The 18859-nt window shown below is 65.4% G+C and carries 16 protein-coding genes; 8 read left to right on the top strand and 8 right to left on the bottom strand.

The features are described from left to right. The first annotated feature begins 6 nt into the window (after positions 1–6). The 4 genes from AC24YW_RS24450 (at position 7) to AC24YW_RS24465 (ending at position 4917) form a co-directional block, all read left to right on the top strand. Positions 7–1395 (top strand): surface carbohydrate biosynthesis protein, encoded by a 1389-nt coding sequence (locus AC24YW_RS24450; protein ID WP_487485108.1) that lies wholly within the window; start codon positions 7–9, stop codon positions 1393–1395. Positions 1396–1399: 4 nt separating this feature from the next. Next, complete coding sequence (locus AC24YW_RS24455; RefSeq protein WP_487485109.1) at positions 1400–2803, top strand: capsular polysaccharide export protein, LipB/KpsS family; 1404 nt, start codon at positions 1400–1402, stop codon at positions 2801–2803. Between the two features lie 11 nt (positions 2804–2814). After that, complete coding sequence (locus AC24YW_RS24460; RefSeq protein ID WP_487485110.1) at positions 2815–3564, top strand: glycosyltransferase family 2 protein; 750 nt, start codon at positions 2815–2817, stop codon at positions 3562–3564. A 363-nt stretch (positions 3565–3927) separates the two neighbouring features. Further along, positions 3928–4917, top strand: a complete 990-nt coding sequence (locus AC24YW_RS24465; RefSeq protein ID WP_487485111.1) for a glycosyltransferase family 2 protein — start codon at positions 3928–3930, stop codon at positions 4915–4917. On the opposite strand, the gene AC24YW_RS24470 is transcribed toward AC24YW_RS24465, so the two are convergent. Genes AC24YW_RS24470 through AC24YW_RS24480 form a run of 3 tightly spaced genes read right to left on the bottom strand, consistent with a single transcriptional unit; the run spans position 4900 to position 7533 of the window. Next, positions 4900–5823, bottom strand: a complete 924-nt coding sequence (locus tag AC24YW_RS24470) for a transketolase family protein (RefSeq protein ID WP_487485112.1) — start codon at positions 5821–5823, stop codon at positions 4900–4902. The genes AC24YW_RS24465 and AC24YW_RS24470 overlap by 18 nt on opposite strands. Beyond that, on the bottom strand, positions 5820–6638 hold the full coding sequence (locus AC24YW_RS24475) for a transketolase (RefSeq protein ID WP_487485113.1): 819 nt from the start codon (positions 6636–6638) through the stop codon (positions 5820–5822). The genes AC24YW_RS24470 and AC24YW_RS24475 overlap by 4 nt, the downstream gene beginning before the upstream one ends. Next, a complete protein-coding gene (locus AC24YW_RS24480) occupies positions 6616–7533 on the bottom strand; it encodes an NAD-dependent epimerase/dehydratase family protein (RefSeq protein WP_487485114.1) in 918 nt (305 codons plus the stop codon). The genes AC24YW_RS24475 and AC24YW_RS24480 overlap by 23 nt, the downstream gene beginning before the upstream one ends. Before the next feature lie 169 nt (positions 7534–7702). Here AC24YW_RS24480 and AC24YW_RS24485 point away from each other — a divergent pair, with 169 nt between their 5' ends. Both AC24YW_RS24485 and AC24YW_RS24490 read left to right on the top strand, forming a co-directional pair. Beyond that, complete coding sequence (locus AC24YW_RS24485; RefSeq protein WP_487485115.1) at positions 7703–8656, top strand: sulfotransferase family protein; 954 nt, start codon at positions 7703–7705, stop codon at positions 8654–8656. Beyond that, positions 8646–9536: a phosphotransferase gene (locus AC24YW_RS24490; RefSeq protein WP_487485116.1), complete on the top strand. Its 891-nt coding sequence runs from the start codon at positions 8646–8648 to the stop codon at positions 9534–9536. Before AC24YW_RS24485 ends, AC24YW_RS24490 begins: the two co-directional genes overlap by 11 nt. Before the next feature lie 6 nt (positions 9537–9542). On the opposite strand, the gene rfbG is transcribed toward AC24YW_RS24490, so the two are convergent. Together rfbG and rfbF are read right to left on the bottom strand one after the other, a co-directional pair. Continuing rightward, on the bottom strand, positions 9543–10601 hold the full coding sequence (gene rfbG, locus AC24YW_RS24495; protein ID WP_487485117.1) for a CDP-glucose 4,6-dehydratase: 1059 nt from the start codon (positions 10599–10601) through the stop codon (positions 9543–9545). Then, positions 10598–11368 carry a glucose-1-phosphate cytidylyltransferase gene (gene rfbF / locus AC24YW_RS24500; protein ID WP_487485118.1) on the bottom strand — a complete coding sequence of 257 codons (771 nt, stop codon included), beginning with the start codon at positions 11366–11368 and terminating at the stop codon, positions 10598–10600. The genes rfbG and rfbF overlap by 4 nt, the downstream gene beginning before the upstream one ends. Before the next feature lie 213 nt (positions 11369–11581). Here rfbF and AC24YW_RS24505 point away from each other — a divergent pair, with 213 nt between their 5' ends. Next, complete coding sequence (locus tag AC24YW_RS24505; protein ID WP_487485119.1) at positions 11582–12544, top strand: UDP-glucuronic acid decarboxylase family protein; 963 nt, start codon at positions 11582–11584, stop codon at positions 12542–12544. Positions 12545–12608: 64 nt separating this feature from the next. Here the strand turns inward: AC24YW_RS24505 and AC24YW_RS24510 are convergent, their stop codons facing one another. Then, complete coding sequence (locus AC24YW_RS24510) at positions 12609–13247, bottom strand: hypothetical protein (RefSeq protein ID WP_487485343.1); 639 nt, start codon at positions 13245–13247, stop codon at positions 12609–12611. Between the two features lie 380 nt (positions 13248–13627). On the opposite strand from AC24YW_RS24510, the gene AC24YW_RS24515 reads away from it, so the two are divergent. Beyond that, positions 13628–17227 carry an autotransporter outer membrane beta-barrel domain-containing protein gene (locus AC24YW_RS24515; RefSeq protein ID WP_487485120.1) on the top strand — a complete coding sequence of 1200 codons (3600 nt, stop codon included), beginning with the start codon at positions 13628–13630 and terminating at the stop codon, positions 17225–17227. 16 nt (positions 17228–17243) lie between these two features. On the opposite strand, the gene gspM is transcribed toward AC24YW_RS24515, so the two are convergent. Further along, entirely contained in the window at positions 17244–17825 is a 582-nt protein-coding gene (gene gspM / locus AC24YW_RS24520; protein WP_487485121.1) for a type II secretion system protein GspM, read from the bottom strand. Beyond that, positions 17822–18859, bottom strand: a complete 1038-nt coding sequence (locus tag AC24YW_RS24525) for a PilN domain-containing protein (RefSeq protein WP_487485122.1) — start codon at positions 18857–18859, stop codon at positions 17822–17824. Before AC24YW_RS24525 ends, gspM begins: the two co-directional genes overlap by 4 nt.

The following is an 18859-nucleotide window of genomic DNA, read 5'->3' on the forward strand; positions in this document are numbered from 1 at the left end:
CACATCTTGCGTATAGGCCTGGTGGTCGATCACCCCAAGCGTGACCTGCCTGGGGCAGTCATGCTCGCTTATCAACTCGCGCGGCGTGGCGTCTCGGTCGTGCTTGTGCCGATGTACGAGCAGGCCGTCGACGTCCCGCGGCTCGGGCTGGACGCACTGGTCGTCAACTACGCACGTGCCGTCAATCTCGACCTGATGCGCAGTTTCGCCAAGGCGGGCCTTGCGCTTTACGTGCTCGATACCGAGGGCGGCGTGCTCGCCGAGAAGGGCGGCAATTCGCCACCAGCAATGGCGGCCCACATCAAGGGCAGCGGCTACGCAGACATCCTGACGGGCTATTTCTTCTGGGGCAGCCGGCTGCACGACGCCTTTCTCGAGGCCGGAACCATGAAGCCGGAACAGCTTCACCTCACCGGATGCCCGCGCTTCGACTTTGCGGCCCCACGCTGGCGCACGCTGCTCGACGGCGAGCCGCGCGGCTACCTGCTCGTCAACGCCAACTTTCCGCTGGTCAATTCGCGCTTCACCGGCAGGCCGGGCGGTGAGCGCGAAGCGATGGTGCGAGCCGGCTGGGACGGCACCTATGTCGATCGCTTCATCGCAGACCTGAAGCAGGTCTTCGCCGACTATCTCGCCGAGATCGACCGGCTCGCCGCAGCGCGCCCTGACCGCACCATTCTCCTGCGTCCGCATCCCTTCGAGAGCGAAGACGTCTACCGCAGCGCGCTCTCGCGCCACGCCAACGTCCTGATCGACGGCACCGGCAGCGTGCTCGACCGCATCCGCAATGCGGCCGCCGTCATTCATCTCAATTGCGGAACGGCCGTGGAATCGGTCCTGCTCGGCAAGCTCCCGCTCCAGCTCGAATACCTGAACACGCCGACGACCGCCGGCCATGCCGCGCTGCCCGCACGCGTGAGCCGGCCGGTCGCCTCGTTCGACGAGCTGCTGAGCGCAATCGACTACATCGAGCGCGAGACCGAGGCCTTCGATTTCGCCCGCGTTCACGCCGCCGATATCGAGGCCTTCTTTCATCTGAACGACGGGCAAGCCGCCGAACGCGTCGCCGAGGTCCTGACGCGCGCGACGAACGCGCGCCGGCCCTACGTATCGCTGCTGGCCACCATGAAGGGCACGCGCGACAAGCCGAGCATCGGCCAGGTCATCAAGGGCACCGCCAGCGCGGCGCTCGGCTCGGCCCTCACCGAGCGGCTGCGCAGCCAGTTCAATCCCGCCCGTCGCGACAAGCGGATCGCACCGTCCATCGTCCAGCCCCTGCTTCAGCGCATCGCCGCGCACGATCAGGCGAGCCCGTCGCAGTATACGGCAAGGCGCGCGCATTGCGCGATGACGGGCTTGCCGCTCGCGAGCATTGCGATCGAACACGCCCATTAGAGCCATGACAGCAGCTGCAAAGACCATTCTCATCACCACGCTTGCCGAATACCAGACGCGGTTCTGGATTCCGGTGGCGCAACGCTTGCGCGCGGCAGGCCATGACGTGGAGTTACTCGCCTTCGACGATCGCAGCGCCGAGATGTCCGCAGCCGAGGGCGTTCCGGTCACGAACATGTATCGCGAAGGCCTCAAGGCCGGCCCCTCGCCCGACGATCGCGGCGCGTTCGATACGCGCGTCGCATCTTACGGACTGGACGGAACCAATTTCCTCTTCAGCCATGAGCGCTTCACCTTTGGCATCCGCGATACTGCCGCCCTGCGCCGCCGCTTCATGATCTACGCCAACGCGATGGAGACGGCGCTCGACCGGCTGGAGCGGCAGGGCAAGCGCGCCGAGCTGGTGCAGGAGCTCGGCGGCTTTCTTTCGGTGATCGCGAGCTTCTACGCCGCACGGCGCCGCGACATCCGCAACTGGTTCATCGAGCCTTCGTTCTTTCGCGGCCGCATGTACTTCACCCCGGACAGCCTTGCCGCTCCCGACATGATGGCGGAAGCCGCCGAACCCGTGTCGCCCGAGGTACGTACATATCTCGACGACACTCTGACGCAGCGCGCGATCGTCATTCCCAAGAAGGATCAGCATCATTACTCGGCGGCCTTCAAGAAGGTCGTCAATTTGCGCAACGCCAATCGTCTGGTCGAAAAGCTCTGGGATCAGTTCGCGCTCGGCAAGCACCAGGAATTCGGGCACAATCTGCGTCACGCTCAGGTGCATGCCGCGATGGCGCTCAATGCGACGCGGCTGCGCAGGCTCTATCAACCGCTTCCCGAAACGCCCTTCGTCTACTATCCGTTCCACGTTCCGGCCGACATGGCGCTGACGCTGCGCTCCCCGGACTATCTCGACCAGGTCGCGACCGTCGACTTCCTGCTGCGCACGATCCCGGATTCGCATGTGCTGGTGGTGAAGGAGCATCCCGCCCAGATCGGTGCAATTTCGGCCGCCCGCCTGTTCGAGCTCGCGCGGCGATTCGATAATTTCGTGCTATTGCCGCCTCAGACAAACAATTACACCGTGCTCGATCGCGCCGCTGCCGTCGTCTCCGTCAACAGCAAGTCGGGCGCCGAAGCGCTGCTGCTCGGCAAGCCGGTGGTGGTGATGGGCGATGCATTCTACCGCTCCTGTCCGCTGGTCTTTGCGGTCGATCGTCTGGCCGATGTACCCTCACGGCTGCGCGAGGCGCTCGCCGCCGGGCCGTTCGATCCCGCCAAGGGCGCGCCCTATTTCGAGTCGGCCTGGCGACGGTCCTATCCCGGCGAGCTCTATGTCAGCGACACCAAGCTGCTCGACACGTTTGCGGCCTCTTTGCGTGCCGCAATCGCCGCGCCTGACCGCGCGAACTGAACGGACCCGTCATGCCGCTCGTTTCGATCATCACTCCATCCTGGAACGTCGAAGGCCTGATCGAGGAGACGATCCGCTCGGTGCAGAGCCAGACATTCACAGATTGGGAGCTCTTGATCGCCGACGACTGCTCGACGGACAAGACCCCGCAGATCGTCGCCGGCATCGGCGAGCGCGATCCGCGCGTCAAGCTGATCCGGCAGGCGAAGAACGGCGGGCCGGCGCTGGCGCGTCAGGCCGCAATCGACCAGGCGAAGGGCCGCTATCTCGCCTTCCTCGACAGCGACGATCTGTGGCTGCCCGAGAAGCTCGAGCGGCAGCTTGCCTTCGCGAAGGCGAAGCAGGCCGCGCTCAGCTACACCGCCTTCCGCCGCATCAACGATACCAACACGGTCACCGGGAGGCTGATCGAGGTGCCGGCCTCGCTGACCTACGGTCAGCTCCTGAAGAACACCGCGATCGCGACGCTGACCGCGATGGTCGACCGCGAGATCGCAGGTCCCGTCGCGATGAAGAACGAGGGCTACGACGATTTTTGCCTGTGGCTCTCGATCCTCGAGCGCGGCCATACCGCATACGGCCTTAACGAGGATCTGGCCCGCTACCGGGTCAGAGGCTCCTCGGTCTCCAGCCGCCCGCTGCGCTCGGCCAAATGGGTCTGGCAGATCTATCGCAACGTCGAGCAGCTCTCCTTGGCCCGATCGGCCTGGTGCTTTGCCCATTGGGGGGCCCGGGCCTGGCTGAAGCGGCGGGAGTTCTAGCAGCAATTGCCGGCGCACCGCGCAAGCGCGCTGCAGCGGCCGAAATGAACATTGCGACACCGGTCAGTTGTCTCTAGTCTGACCGGGATCGGAGGGGCTTTGCGTGCACAATCAAGGTGTTATTCCACTGGAACCGCGTCCCGTCAGCGATCGCCAGACCCGGATCGGCTGGCCCCCCTGCGGCCTGTTTGCTGCGATTTTTCTGCTGGTTCTGTTTGCGCTCCTGGCGACCACGGCGCCGCCGACGTGACGGCCAACGCCGACGGGTTGCCTAACGATTGCATCGCCAGATACCACGAGTCCGCTGTCTATGCTGCCGATACACCGCGCTGACCACTTGCCCCCTGCTCCAGAGATGCGAACGTGAAAACAATCAGCGTCATCACTCCCTGCTACAATGAAGAGCTTAACGTCCGGGATTGTTACGAGGCGATCCGGAAGATCTTCGACAGCGAGCTCCCGGGGTATCGGCGCGAGCACATCTTCTGCGACAACGCCTCCGACGACCGCACCGTGGAAATCCTGCGCGAGATCGCTGCACAGGATCCTGCGGTGAAGATCATCGTCAACGCACGCAATTTCGGGCCGCTGCGCAACACCTACAACGGCGTGATGGCCTCGCGGGGGGATGCGGTTCTTCTGTTCATGCCGGCGGATCTTCAGGATCCGCCCGAATTGCTGCCCGAATTCGTCAAATTGTGGGAGGCCGGCTACGAGATCGTCTATGGCATCCGCGCCGTGCGCGAGGAAGGGCGGCTGATGCGCGGCATCCGCAACGCTTATTACCGCCTGCTGACCCGCTTCTCGGAGGTGAACGTCCCCCCCGGCGTCGGCGACTTCCAGCTGGTCGACCGACGCGTGGTCGAAGCCATGCGGCACGTTCGTGACACCTATCCGTTCATGCGGATGATGACGTTCGAATGCGGCGGCCGCGCCGTCGGCGTCCCCTACACCTGGCGCCAGCGAAAGAAGGGATTTTCCAAGAACCGCGCCAGTGCGCTGATCGACCAAGGTCTCAACGGCCTGGTATCCTTTACGACCGCGCCGGTCCGCTTCGGCCTGCTCGCAGGCTTCCTGATCTCGGCTCTGAGCATCGGCTATGCGATCGTCAATTTCGTGGTCGGCCTGATCCTGTACCGGCAGCTCGCCGAGCCTGGCATCATCACGCTGATCGTCGCCATGTTCTTCTTCGGCGGCGTCCAGCTGTTCTTCATGGGCATGATCGGCGAATATGTCCTGGCGATATACGGGCAGGTGCGCGACAAGCCCGTGGTGTTCGAACGCGAGCGCGTCAATTTCGATCCGCCGCCGTCCGGCCCTGACGCGCTGGCCGGGTCAGCGCCTTGCCAGTGATTGCTCGATCCGCGCGACGATCGCCGGAACCGAGAGGCCCGCGGCATCGAGCAGCGCCTCACGCGAACCTGCGCTCGACACTTTGCCGCCCTGCTCGGGAATGCCGATGCCCGCAACCGGCGGTCGCTGCGTGTCGCCCGCAAACATGCCCGCCACCAAGCTGAATAAGCCGCCCCGCAGAATGTGCTCTTCGAGGGTCGCGATGAGCGAAGCATCGCGCACGGCGTCGCGGATCGCAGTCTCGTCCAGTGGCTTCAGGCAGGAGACGCTGACCACACCGACGTCCCTGCCGCGTGCGGCAAGCTCGCCGGCGGCCTCCAGCGCGCGCGAGGCGATCGGTCCGGACGCGAGAATGATGATCTCCCGCCCCGCGCGCAGCACACGCGGCTTGCGCAGGTCGGTTACAACAGCGCCGAGATTCGGCTCCCCTGCCCGGCTGAGCCGCAAGTAGGATGGTTTGCCGCTTGCTGCGATCAGACGAGTCGCGGCGCACACCTCCATGGGATCGCAGGGCACGAACACCTCGATGCCGGGCAGCATCGACATGATTCCTGCATCCTCGAGCGCGTGGTGGGTGTAGCCTTGGCTGCCATAGGCATAGCCGGCGCCAACCGCCACGACCTTGACGTCGGCGCCGTGATAGCAGACGTCGTTGCGCAGTTGCTCGAGGCAGCGCAAGGTCGGGAAGTTGCCTATCGAATAGATGAAGACCGTCTTGCCCGACAGCGCGATGCCGGCGGCGATCCCCGCCATGTTCTGTTCGGCAACACCGACATTGAGATAACGATCGGGAAACTTCGCCGCGAACGGTTCCAGCACGGAGTAGCCGAGATCGCCGCAAAGCAGCCAGATGTCGGGATTTTCGCTCGCGGCCTGCGACAGGCTTTCGATGAAGGTCGTCCTCATGCGCCGACCTCGGCCAGCGCCTGGGCCAGCAGCTCATCCGAAGGCGAGCGGTAGTGCCATTCGAGCTTGTTCTCCATGAAGCTCACGCCCTTGCCCTTCACGGTGTGGGCGATCACGACGGTCGGCCGGCCCGACGCTGCCGGCACGCCGCCCAGCACACGCTCGAGCGCAGAGAGATCGTGACCGTCGATCTCCTCGACCTGCCAGCCGAACGCCTTCCATTTCTCAGCAAACGGATCGAGGTTCAACACCTCGGCAACCGAGCCAAAGCTCTGGATCTTGTTGAAGTCGACGATGACGCAGAGATTGTCGAGCTTGTGATGGGGCGCGAACAGGATGCCCTCCCAGTTCGAGCCCTCGTCACATTCGCCGTCGCTGAGCAGGCAGAACACGCGGCTGCCGGTCTTCGCCGCGCGCGCTGCGAGCGCCATCCCGATTGCAATCGGCAGGCCGTGGCCGAGCGAGCCGGTCGAGACCTCGACGCCGGGGACGGCATGGCTGACGTGTCCTGTGAAGATCGAACCATCGCGGCAATAGGTGTCGAGTTCGGCCGGGGAGAAGAAGCCGCACTCGGCGAGCGTTGCGTACATGATCGCCGTGGCGTGCCCCTTGCTGAGCACGAAGCGATCGCGGCTTGGACTTTGCGGCTCGGCGGGATCGATGCGCAGGATCCGGGTATAGAGCACCGCCAAGACGTCCGCCATGGAGAGACAGCCTCCGATGTGCGATGCCTTCGCGGCATGCACCATGCGCAAGGCGTGCGCTCGAATCCGTCGCGCGAATTCTTTCGGTTCAGGAAGATTTGGTCGCGTCATGCCAAGCTACCGTCTCGCGTAATCCCTGATCCAACGGCACTTCGGGCTTCCAACCCAAGGCGAGCATGCGCGAAACGTCCGCAGCCAGGACCATAACCTGATCGGGCCGATACGCCAACTCGCCGAAGCCGAGAGCAGCGCCCGGGTCAATCAGATCGCGCAGTCGCGTCACGGTCTCGCGCAGCGGCGGTGCGTCCGCACTGCCGACATTGAAGATGCCGCTCGCCGCATCATGCGTGATCGCCAGGCGGAAAGCGCTGCCAGCGTCGCGCGCGTGCAGAAATCCCCAGCGCTGCTCACAAGCCGTCAGAGCCATGTGCTGTCCGGAGCGCAAGTTCCGGATCATGCTCGGGATCAGCCAGTGGTCGGCGTCCTTCGGGCCGTAAGTCGAGAAGATCCTGAGCCAGGCTGCGCGCAACCCGCGCTGCTCGCACAGGCGCACCGCCATCGATCCGGCCGCGAGCTTGGCCATGCCGTATAACGTCGTTGGCCGCGGCGCGTCGTCCTCCCGGATAGCACGGTCGTAGGGCCCATATTCCGCCTGCGAGCCGGCCCCCACGAAAATCCTGGCGCCCGCCTCGGCTGCGAGTTCGACGAGGCCCACCGTGTCGGCCACATTGACGGCCTGAACCGGGCTGTTGCGCTCCCTACCTGCGACGCCGCGCCAGGCCATGTGCACGACCGCCTCCGGGGCGAAGTCCGTCAGCGCCCCGCGCAGCCCGTCCAGATGTTCCAGAACGCCGGGAATCACGTGCAGGCGCTCATGCACCTCCCTGAGGCGCCAAGCGACGCCTGCCGGCCGCAGCAGGACGGCCACCTCGTGGCCTCGCGCCACGAGGTCCGCAACGAGATAGGAGCCGAGAAAACCGCTCGCGCCGGTCACGAAAATACGCATGCGCCCCCGGCGTAGATCAGCGACCGGGGCCCGTCAATGTCGGGGTTGCGTAAGCACGCCCGGGTTGGGAGCCTCGCCCCAAGCCCATGGACCGATCCGAACTTGATTATCCGGCCCACACAGCTAAACGGGGGCTAGGATCGAGGTTCGTCGACATAGGGGTAGATGCATGAGCGATTTCAGGCTGGCAATGGTTTCCGCAGGCTTCGAGCACGGCGGGAACGTCACCCATCGCCACTTCGACGGCCATCCCGACCTGCTCGTCTACCCCTTCGAGTCGCAGCTCGGAAACCGGAACTTCAACGACTTCCTGGCTTCGGTCGAGCGTGTCCAGTATCGCTATCCCGAATTCCCGGAAGGGCTCACGGCGATCGAACTCTACGAGCAGATGATCGACGAGGAACTGAAGACCTTCCTGCGCAAGCGCAACGGCTCCAAGTTCCGCGATGCGGACTGCGTGATGGACGAGAAGAGGCGCGTCGCCGAGTTCGCCCGGATCGTCGGCCAGCCGCCAATCTTCCGCCGCCAGGTGATCGAGGCCTTCTTCCGGGCGACCTTCGCGGCCTGGGAGAACTACTACACCAGGCCGCGCCCGGGCATGGTTCATGTCGGCTACTCACCCGCCATCGGCATCGACGCAGACCGCATGGTGCGCGATTTCCCCGACATCCGCATCTTGCATGTCGTGCGTAATCCGTTCTCGGCCTATCGCGACACCAAGCGCCGCCCGTTCCCGCAGCCGCTAACGAAATACCTGATCACCTGGAACATCTATCACTCCACTGTCGAGATGTTCGCCAGGATGTATCCGAACAACGTGCGCATCTTCCGCTACGAGGATCTCGTCGAGGACAAGCGCAAATTCATGACCGAGGCTGCCAACTTCATCGGCGTGCCTTTTGCCGACACCATGCTCTACCCGAGCTGGAACGGCGTCGAGATCAAGGACTCCATCGCGCCCTGGGGTACCGTGCTCAAGAGCACCAAGGACTACAACCGGGCCGTCATCGACGAGCTCTCGGACGAGGAGCGCAAGCAGATCGCGCAGGGCACCGCGGCGCTCGCCCGTCATTTCGGCTACGATCGGATCGACTATCTGAGCTCGCTCTATCGTGCTGAGTAAGATCGCGTTCTTCGAAACCGAGGACCGCCCCGACATTGCCGCCGATCGGGTGCGCCTGCTGCCCGCGCTCCGGGGGTATCTGCAGTCCCTCGACCATGACGCCGCCGTCACGCTGGCGCACGGCGGCACGCTCGGCGCCTGCTATGAAGCGCATGTCTCTGGCGAGAGGCGCTTTCTGAAGACCCATCTCCCCGACGCGAAGGCGCGCGCCAACCTCGCCAAGGAAGCCGACATCCTCCAGCAGCTCTACGGCAGCACGGTCGTGCTCGACCGCTGCGAAATCCCGCTCGCGGATGGGGCGACGCGGCTCTGCCTGATGATGCCCCTGCTCGTACCACTGCCCGCCCCGATGCCGCCCGCTGATGCCGCAGCGATGGCGGACGCGTTCGGAGTGCGGCTCAAGGACTGGCGGCCGGATCACCTTGCCTCGTTCGAGCAATATCTTGCATCTGCCGAACAGGCCCTGAAAACGCTGTCGGACCGCGGTCTGCTGGAGCGGACCAGCGCAGCGGAGGTGCGCCGACTGATCGTGCTGCTCGGAGATCGTCTTCCGCACCTCCCCGAAGCGCTTTGTCACGGCGATTTCGGCCCCAGGAACATCATGCTCCAGGGGACCACACCGCGCGCAATCGATTGGGAAGACGCGTTCCGCGGGATTGCCGGTTACGACTATCTCTATTGGCTCACGTTCATGGAGAACCGGCCGTTCCTGCAAACGGCCGCCTTCGGCCGAACCGGCCTGTCTCATGACGTCGAGCGCGCCATTCTCGTGCTCGTCGTCCTGCTCAAATCCTATCTGGCGGTCTTGTCGGGCGCGCATCTGACGCACGCGATGTCGGCCCAGGACCGCATCGCCGGGATGCTCGATCTGCCGCGCTGATCAGGCTCACACGCTGCCAACGACCTGATCGAGCTGCTCGAGTGAGAAGCTGCGCAGGTCGCGCCCTTGGCGCAGCGCCTTGTACCAGTCGACGGTGAGACGAAGGCCCTCTGTCAGATCAAGCCGCGGCTTCCAGCCAAGCTCGCTCCTTGCCTTCGCGCAGTCCAGCCTGAGATAGGCGGCTTCGCTCGGATGCGGGCCGGCGTCCGCCGTCCACCGCGCGCCGTCGCCCCATAGCGCGATCAGATGATCGACTACCGTCCCGACCGGCACCTCGCTTGCGGTATCCGGCCCAAAATTCCAGCCGCCGACGAAACGTTCGTCGCTCGCCAGGCGCTCGACCAGCAAGAGATAGCCAAGCACGGGATCGAGCGCGTGCTGCCAGGGTCGAACCGAATTGGGATTGCGGATGCGGAGCGCCTCGCCTGCCAGGAACGCCTGCATCGCATCGGGCACCAGGCGATCGCGCCCCCAGTCGCCGCCACCAAACACGTTGCCGGCGCGCGCGGTCGCAACGCGCGCCGCGCCTCTCTCGTTGAAGAAGCTGTGACGATAGGAATGCGTGACGAGCTCGGCGCAGGCCTTGCTGTTGCTGTAGGGATCGTCGCCGCCGAGCCGATCACCCTCGCCGAAGGCGGCGCCCATGCCGTTGTTCTCATAGCACTTGTCGCTGGTGACGTTCAGGATCACCTGCACCGATCGCAGGTGCCGTGCCGCCTCCAGCACATGCACCGTGCCCATCACGTTGGTCGCAAAGGTCTCGACCGGCTCCTCGTAAGAGGGCCGCACCAGCGCTTGCGCCGCCATGTGGATGACGATGTCGGGCTCGGCCTCCGCCATCGCAGTGCGCAAGGTCGGCAGATCGCGAATATCGGCGAAGCGGTACTTGATGTCTTCGGCGATGCGCGCCTTGACGAACAGCGCGGACTGATTTGTTGGCGGCAGCGCATAGCCGTAGACGTCAGCTCCGAGACGGCGTAGCAGCAGCGAGGCCCAAGCGCCCTTGAAGCCGGTATGGCCGGTTAGAAAGACCTTCTTGCCGCGCCAGAATGCCCGATCCGTCACCAGATCCTCCACTTGGCACGGTTGCTCACCCACTCACCCTCGAGAAAATTGCGATCGCGCAGCGAATCCATCGGATGCCAGAAGCCCGGATGCACATAGGCGCGCAGATCGTCGCCGCGCGCGAGGTGCTCCATCGGCTCGCGCTCCCAGATCGTCTTGTCGCCGGCGATCAGCTCGCCGACCGACGGCGACAGCAGGAAAAAGCCCCCATTGATCCAGCCGCCGTCGTCATTCGGCTTCTCCTCGAAATTGACGACCCGGTCGCCCTCGATAGCGACCGCGCCGAAGCGCTTGGCCGGGCGCACCACCGACACTGTAGCGCGGCGCCCGTGCGCCTTGTGGAAGGCGACCTCGGCCGCCAAGTCGATGTCGGCGACGCCATCGCCATAGGTCAGCGCGAAGAAAGGTTCGTCTTTGACGTAAGGAAGCACACGCTTCAGCCGGCCGCCGGTCTGGGTGTCCTCGCCGGTATCCACCAGGGTGACTCGCCATGGTTCGGCGGTTTCGCGGTGCACGTCCATCCGGTTCTCGGCCAGATGAAACGTCACGTCGGACATGTGCAGGAAGTAATTCGCGAAATACTCCTTGATCATGTAGCCCTTGTAGCCGAGGCAGATCACGAAGTCGTTGAAGCCGTGGTGGCTGTAGATCTTCATGATGTGCCAGAGAATCGGGCGCCCGCCGATTTCCACCATCGGCTTCGGCCGGGTGCTGGTCTCCTCTGCGATTCGGGTACCAAGGCCCCCCGCTAGAATTACGACTTTCATTCACCTGCTCCGGACGGGGTGCGCCTCCCGCGCATTTCAGACGGCTTCTATACGAAGTGGCGCGAGCTGGAAAATCTTCGTCCACACAGCTGCCCAGTTTATAGGTATTTTATTACCTTAACCAAAGCTATTGGCCTTTCCGCCCGTAGCCGATACCACTCTGCTGGCCGCACCCGGACGAGCCCTCTCCCGACACACGCGCTGGAACCGATCATGCCGTTTGAAAACTACAGGAACAGCCGCATTCTCGTGACCGGGGGCGCCGGATTCATCGGTTCGCACCTCTGCGAGCGGCTGCTGGATACCGGCGCCGAGGTGGTGTCCGCGGACAATTATTTCACCGGCAGCCGACGCAACATCGCCCATCTGATCGCAAATCCGCTGTTCGAGGCGGTCCGGCACGACGTCACCTTCCCGCTCTACATCGAGGTCGACGCCATCTTCAACCTGGCCTGTCCGGCCTCACCGATCCACTACCAGCGCGATCCCGTGCAGACCACCAAGACCTCGGTGCACGGCGCCATCAACATGCTGGGGCTCGCCAAGCGGCTCAAGGCGCGCATCTTCCAGGCGTCGACCAGCGAGGTCTATGGCGATCCGCTGATCCATCCGCAGACCGAGGATTATTGGGGCAACGTCAACCCGATCGGCATCCGTTCCTGCTACGACGAGGGCAAGCGCTGCGCCGAGACGCTGTTCTTCGACTATTGGCGCCAGCACGGCCTGCCGATCAAGGTCGCGCGCATCTTCAACACCTACGGCCCGCGGATGCAGCCGAATGACGGCCGCGTGGTGTCGTCCTTCATCGTCCAGGCGCTGAAGGGCGAGCCGATCACCGTGTTCGGCGACGGCGGCCAGACCCGCTCGTTCTGCTACGTCGACGACCTCGTCGAGGCCATCATGCGGTTGATGGTGACCGCGGAAGACGTCACCGGGCCGATCAATCTCGGCAACAATTCCGAGTTCACGATCCGCGAGCTCGCCGAGAAGGTCATCAAGCTCACCGGCTCGCGCTCCAAGCTCGAATTCAAGCCGCTGCCGCAGGACGACCCGCGTCAGCGCCAGCCCGACCTCACCAAGGCGAAGGCGGTGCTGAACTGGGAGCCGAAGGTTGCGCTCGAAGACGGGCTGAAGGAGACGATCGCCTACTTCAAGCACTCGCTCGAAATCGCCTGATCCCGCTCGCAGCGTTCAGCCTCCGCGGCGTGCTTCGGCAATCAGCGCGCACCGCCGGGCACACTCAGAGCCCGTCCGACTCGCCGTTCTTCGGCGTCGAACGCGGCACGAATGGCGCGAACGACGGGTCGGCCGGACCGGGCATGGTCGGCTTGCCCCCGGCATCCGCAGGCGGGCCGGCGGGACCGGCTGCGTCCAGCCGCTGCAGCGCCAGCACCTCGCTGCGTTCGCCCTGCTTGAACGTCACTTCGCGCGGCTGCACCGAGATCAGCGACCAGCCGCCGAGCGATTCGCCCTGCCGCAGCCGCACGACCTTCTGATCGGTGCGGTCGATCAGGATAGCAATGGCATCGCCCTCACCGACGACGGCGCCGACCAGCAACAAAGGCGGCGGTGCCTCGACCGGCTTGGGTGGTGGCGCATAGACCTCTTCGCCCGGCGTTGCGGCAACCGCGCGCGGCGGCGGCCGGCGCATGGCCGAGAAGATCGGGCGTTCCTGGGTCGCGGTCAGCGCCGAGAGCGGCACCGACCACAACGGGTTGCCGCGCGGAACGGGCTTGGCCGGCGCCCGTTGCGCAGGGGGCGCGATCGGCCGGATCGTCCCGACATCGACACTTTCGGCAGGGCTGCCTACGGCCTCATCGGACAGGACGTCGACGCGTGAAGAGGTCGCCGCAATGGTCCCCGCGGTGCCCAGAACCACGCACAAGACAGCCAATCCTGTCGGCCCAAGCCACCCGGACATTGATATTCCTCTGCGACCGCCGGCCGCGCCTCGGACGGCGAGGTGTCCGCGCCAAACTAGTTCCGATCCGGTGCGTCATCAACCCACACCCGCTCGCCGAACTCAATGGGCCCGGCCCCGTCTCGGCGGGTTGCAATGCGTGAAGATGTTGCTCGACCGCCACGATCGCCAGAAATACAGAGCGAGGTGTGCTGGAACCCGGGGCAAATGGACGCCTGTTCATTGCCGGCCGCTGCAACGCTGTGGGATCATGGCACAGGCGCGTCGCCACGCGCCCCGGTTGCATGCTTGCACTGATTTCTTTGCGGATTCGATACGATCAGATGGGTGGACCAACGATGGCAGGAGGGCGGATCGGACGGGGACTGCGATCCCTGATGCGCCACTCCCTGGGCACGCTCCTCGCCACCACGGCGCTCGGCGTCGTCGCCGCTCACGCCGTAGACGGCACGTGGGTCGGCGGCAGCAGCGATTGGACAGATCCCGCCAACTGGTCGTCCAATCCGAGCGTGCCGGACGGCACCGCGACCTTCACCAACACCGGAAGCACGGCGGTCGACAACAACAACGGCGTCGTCAGCATCGGCACGGTCGCGTTCACGACCATCTCGCAAGCCTACTCGGTCACGATCGGCAATCCCTTCATCGTCAACGGCACGGGCATCATCAACAACGATACCGTCAATACCCAGAACTTCCAGGTCACCTCCGGCAACAACCTCGTCTTCCAGAACAGCAGCACCGCGAGCGGCGGCGCCGGTGCCGTGATCATCACGAACGATGTCGGCGGCAACGTCAACTTCATCCAGGACAGCACGGCGGGAACGGCAAGCCTGGTCAACAACAGCTTCGTCACCTTCGAGGATTCCAGCTCTGCCGGCAGCGCGCAGATCACCAACAACGTCAACGGCCAGATCGACTTCTTCATCAGCGCCTCGGCCGGGACCGCCACGATCAACAACGCAGCCGGCGCGTCGTTGAATTTCTACAACACGACCACCGCGGCGACCTCGTCCATCATCAATGACGGAACGGTGAATTTCGACGGCTCCGCCACCGCCGGCAGCGCCACCATCACCACCAACAACCTCGCAACGACCAATTTCAGTGGCGCCTCGACCGGCGGCAACGCGAAGTTCGTCACCAATGCCGGCGGCACGGTCGACATCTCCGGCCTGACCAGCGGCGGCATGACGGCCGGATCGATCGAAGGCGCGGGCAATTACGCCCTCGGGGCCAACACGCTCACCACCGGCAGCCTCAACACCTCGACCCAGGTCGACGGCGTGATTTCCGGCGCCGGCGGCGGGCTGACAAAGGTCGGCACCGGCACGCTGACGCTGACCGGCACCAACACCTATGGCGGTGCGACGACGATCTCGGCCGGAACGCTCGCGATCTCCGGCTTCGGCAGCATCTCGTCATCCAGCGTCGTCACCGCGGATGCGACGTTCGACATCTCGGCTTCTTCAGTCCCGTTCAACGCCATCGCGACGCTTGCCGGCAGCTCTTCCGGCGTCGTCAATTTGGGCGGCAACGGGCTGGTGATGACCAATGCCTCGACCGAATTTGCGGGCGTGATCCAGGGCACCGGCGGACTCGAGGTTTTCAGCGGCACGCAGACGCTCTCCGGCGTGAACACTTATTCGAACGCCACCCAAATCGATGCCGGCGGCACCTTGGCGCTGAAGGGGGCCGGCTCGATCGCGAGTTCGGCATTCGTCTCGTTCAGCGCGCCGAACGCCACGCTCGACATCTCGCAGACCACCTCCGGCACGTCGGTTCGCGGTCTGGGCTCCCCCGGCGGCAGCGGCATCGTCGCGCTGGGCTCCAAGACGCTGACGATCACGTCCGGCAGCACCTTCGGCGGCGTGATCCAGGACGGCGGCATCGGCGGCGGCACGGGCGGCAGCGTCGTCATCGCCGCTGGCGCCGTTCAAGCGCTCGGAGGCGTCAACACCTATACCGGAGCGACCACGATCCAGGCCCTCGGCGAGCTGGACCTCGTCAACTCCGGGGGCACCGACGGCAGCATCGCGACCTCGAGCGGCGCTGTGGTCAACGGCACGTTCGACATCACGGGCCTCAACGCGGGCACCTCAATCAAGTCGTTGTCGGGGTCCGGCAATGTCAATCTCGGCGCCAATACGCTGACGATCACGAGCGGCAACGGCACCTTCGCCGGCGTCATCGACGATGGCGCCGCCGGCGGCGGACTCACGCTGACAGGTGGCACGCAGACGCTGACCGGCTCGAATACCTATACGGGCGCCACCAATGTGAACGGCGGCACGCTGGTGGTGGACGGCTCTCTTCTGAACAGCCCGACGACCGTCAATACCGGCGGCACGCTCGCCGGCAGCGGCACGATCGCGGGCGTCGCGGTCAATGGTGGCACGCTGGCGCCCGGGAGCACGGCGAACCCGTTCGGCCCGATGACGGTAACGGGATCGCTGACCTTCACCGCCGCCTCGACCTATCTGGTGCAGGTCTCCTCGACCAACGCCAGCCTCACCCAGGTCACGGGCGCCACCGACCTCGGCGGCGCGACGGTGCGCGCAAACTTCGCCTCGGGCACGGTCAAGAAGCAGTACACGATCCTGACCGCGGCCGGCAGCCTGGTCGGCACCACGTTCAATCCGACCGTCGTCTCCAACATGCCGACACTGAGCGCGACGCTGAGCTACGACACCAGCAACGTGTTCCTCAACGTCAATGTCAATTTCGCGCCAGCCGGCGGGCTGAACGTCAACCAGCAGAACGTCGCGAACACGCTGACCAATTTCTTCAACAGCACCGGCAGCATTCCCGCGGCCTTTGCCGCGCTGACGCCGGCGGGACTGACCACCGCCTCCGGCGAGCTCGGCACCGGCATCATCCAGTCCGCGATCAACGCCGACGGCCAGTTCCTGAACCTGATGCTCGACCCGACCATCGCGGGCCGGAACGGTGGCTTCGCCAAGGCGGGCAGCGTCGCGCGCTTCGCAGAGAGCGACGATGCGGCCGCCTATGCCAGGATGCGGCCGGCCTCCGCGCGCGAACGCGAGGCATATGCGATGGCGACCAAGGCGCCACTGCTCTCTTCGCAGCCGAGCAGCCGCTGGAGCGTCTGGTCGGCCGGCTATGGCGGCTCTGCCGAGGTCGGCGGCAACGCGCAGGTTGGCTCGCAGGACCTCACCGCACGGGTCTGGGGCGGTGCAGCCGGCGCCGATTACCGCGTGTCCATGGACACGCTGGTCGGCTTCGCGCTCGGCGGCGGCGGGTTGAATTATTCGCTCGCCAATACGATGGGCTCGGGCTCGGCCGACCTGTTCCAGGCCGGCGCCTATGGCCGGCACAATTTCGGTCCGGCGTACGTCTCGGCCGCCCTCGCCTATGGCTGGCACGACGTCACCACCAACCGCACGGTGGCGCTCGCCGGCACCGACCAACTCCAGGGCCGCTTCAAGGCGGACACCTTCTCGGCCCGCTTCGAAGGCGGCTATCGGTTCGCAACGCCGCTGATGGGCATCACGCCTTACGCGGCGGCGCAGGTGACGAATTTCAAACTGCCGAATTATTCCGAAACGAGCCTCAACGGCGGCGGCTTGTTCGCGCTGAACTACACCGCCCAATCGCTCACCGACACCCGTTCAGAGCTCGGCCTGCGCACCGACAAGTCCTACGCCATGGAGAACGGCGTGCTGACGCTGCGCGGCCGCGCCGCCTGGGCGCACGGCTACAATCCGAGCCGTGCCGTCACCGCGCTGTTCCAGACCCTGCCGGGCACCAGCTTCGTGGTCAACGGCGCCAGGGTTGACGCCGACTCCGCGCTCGTGAGCGGCAGCGCCGAGATGAAATGGCTGAGCGGGTTCTCGATCGCCGGTACATTCGACGGCGAATTCTCCGGCAATGTCAGCAGCTATGCCGGCAAGGGCGTCTTCAAGTACTCTTGGTGAGCACCGGATCTGGGAGCTACTTCACCGCCTGCCACTGCCCGGAGACGCCCAGGATCACCCTGACGCGGCCGGCGCTGGCCTCGTTCAGCGACGTGGTCTGCGGCACCTGGACATCGAGCTGATCGACGAACAGGAACGGCATGCCGGCCTCGAGATCGTAGAGCAGCTTTTGCAGCGCGGATTGTTCCAGCTCGCAACTCACGACGAGACCGACGAAGCCGTCCTTGGCTTGCGCGCCCGTCAAGTCGACTTGCGAGGACTGCACCGAGCCGCCGACATCGCCGACCGCCGCGGCAACCCGTTGCAACAGATTGGCGCCCGCGACCGTCACCGTCGGGCCTTCAAGGAACGGCGTGCCGGGGCGTTCGGCGATCGCGGCCGTGGCATTCTTGCCGCCGCCCTTGCGGCCGCGAAACTGGTCGAGCAGGTCGGAGGTCTGCGCCATGGCCTGGCGATGGGCGATGATCTCGGCGATCGACAGCCCCGTCGTCAGCAGCAGCCCGCCCGCAACCGCCGCATACAGCGTGACCGCGATCAGCGGCGAGCCGGCAAGCGCCCGCGCAACCGCATTGCCGCCGCTGGCCTTTGCGCTGCTCATGGCACGTTCCTCGGCTCGATCTGCGCCTCGATATGGAAGCGCTCGCCGGGATCGGACGAACTGCGCGTGGTCGGAGCGTAGAAGGTGGCACGGGTGAAATGCTGGGACTGCTCGATCAAGGGGATCAGCGAGGGGGCATCGCGGGTGAAACCGCCGATCTGGAGCTTGTTGCCCGAAAGACGCAGCTCCGTGACATAGGTATGATCCGGCAACACCCGGCTCAGCGATTCCAGCACGATCACGCTCGCCGGCGTCTCGTATTTGCGGCGCTCGAGCAGCGCGAGCGGCGAGCGCTCGCCGCTGTCGCTGCCGCGGAGCGCGGCCCGGCGCTGGGCGATCTGCCGTTCGAGCTCCCTCTCCTGCGCCCCGAGGCTGTCGGCCAAATAGTTCGCTGCGACCGATCCGATCACCGCGGCGACGGCGGCGAGGGCCAGCACCGCTTGCAGCACCCGGCTTAGCCGGACCGGGTCTACCGCGCCGCGCGACCTCTGCTCGAACACCTTGATGCGCGAGCCCGCCGCCCCCTCCGTCGCGATCGCAACCGCCGAGGGATGGAAGGGCGACACCGCATCGACATAGCTCATCGCCAGCTTGCGCGGCGCCGCGACGATTTCCGTGGTGATGCCGTCGCTGCCATGCGTCACCGGAGCACTGCAACCGAATACGGCCTCGCTCGCGCTCCACGGCGTCAGCCGGTCGATCTGCGCCCGCACGATGCCGTCGAGGAAATCCGCCGCGCGTGCCGGCAGCTCCAGGGGGCGAGACAGGAAGCGCGACGGCCGCAATACGATCTCGACGCGGCTGGCGCGCACGATCTGCGCGAGGTCGGCGCTCGCGAACCTACCATTCTCGAACGCGATCTCCTTCGGAAGGTTCTCCGACCTCGCCGCCTCAAGCGTGAACGCGCCCGTGTCGGTCTCGACCAGCCTCACCGCGCGCGGCGCCACGACCCGCTCCAGGGCGGCCACGATCGTGCCGGCCACGGTGCCGGTCCAGGCATCGAGAACGGCGCGAAGGGGATCGAGCGAGCTCAT

This window comes from Bradyrhizobium sp. USDA3516 (assembly GCF_057651995.1).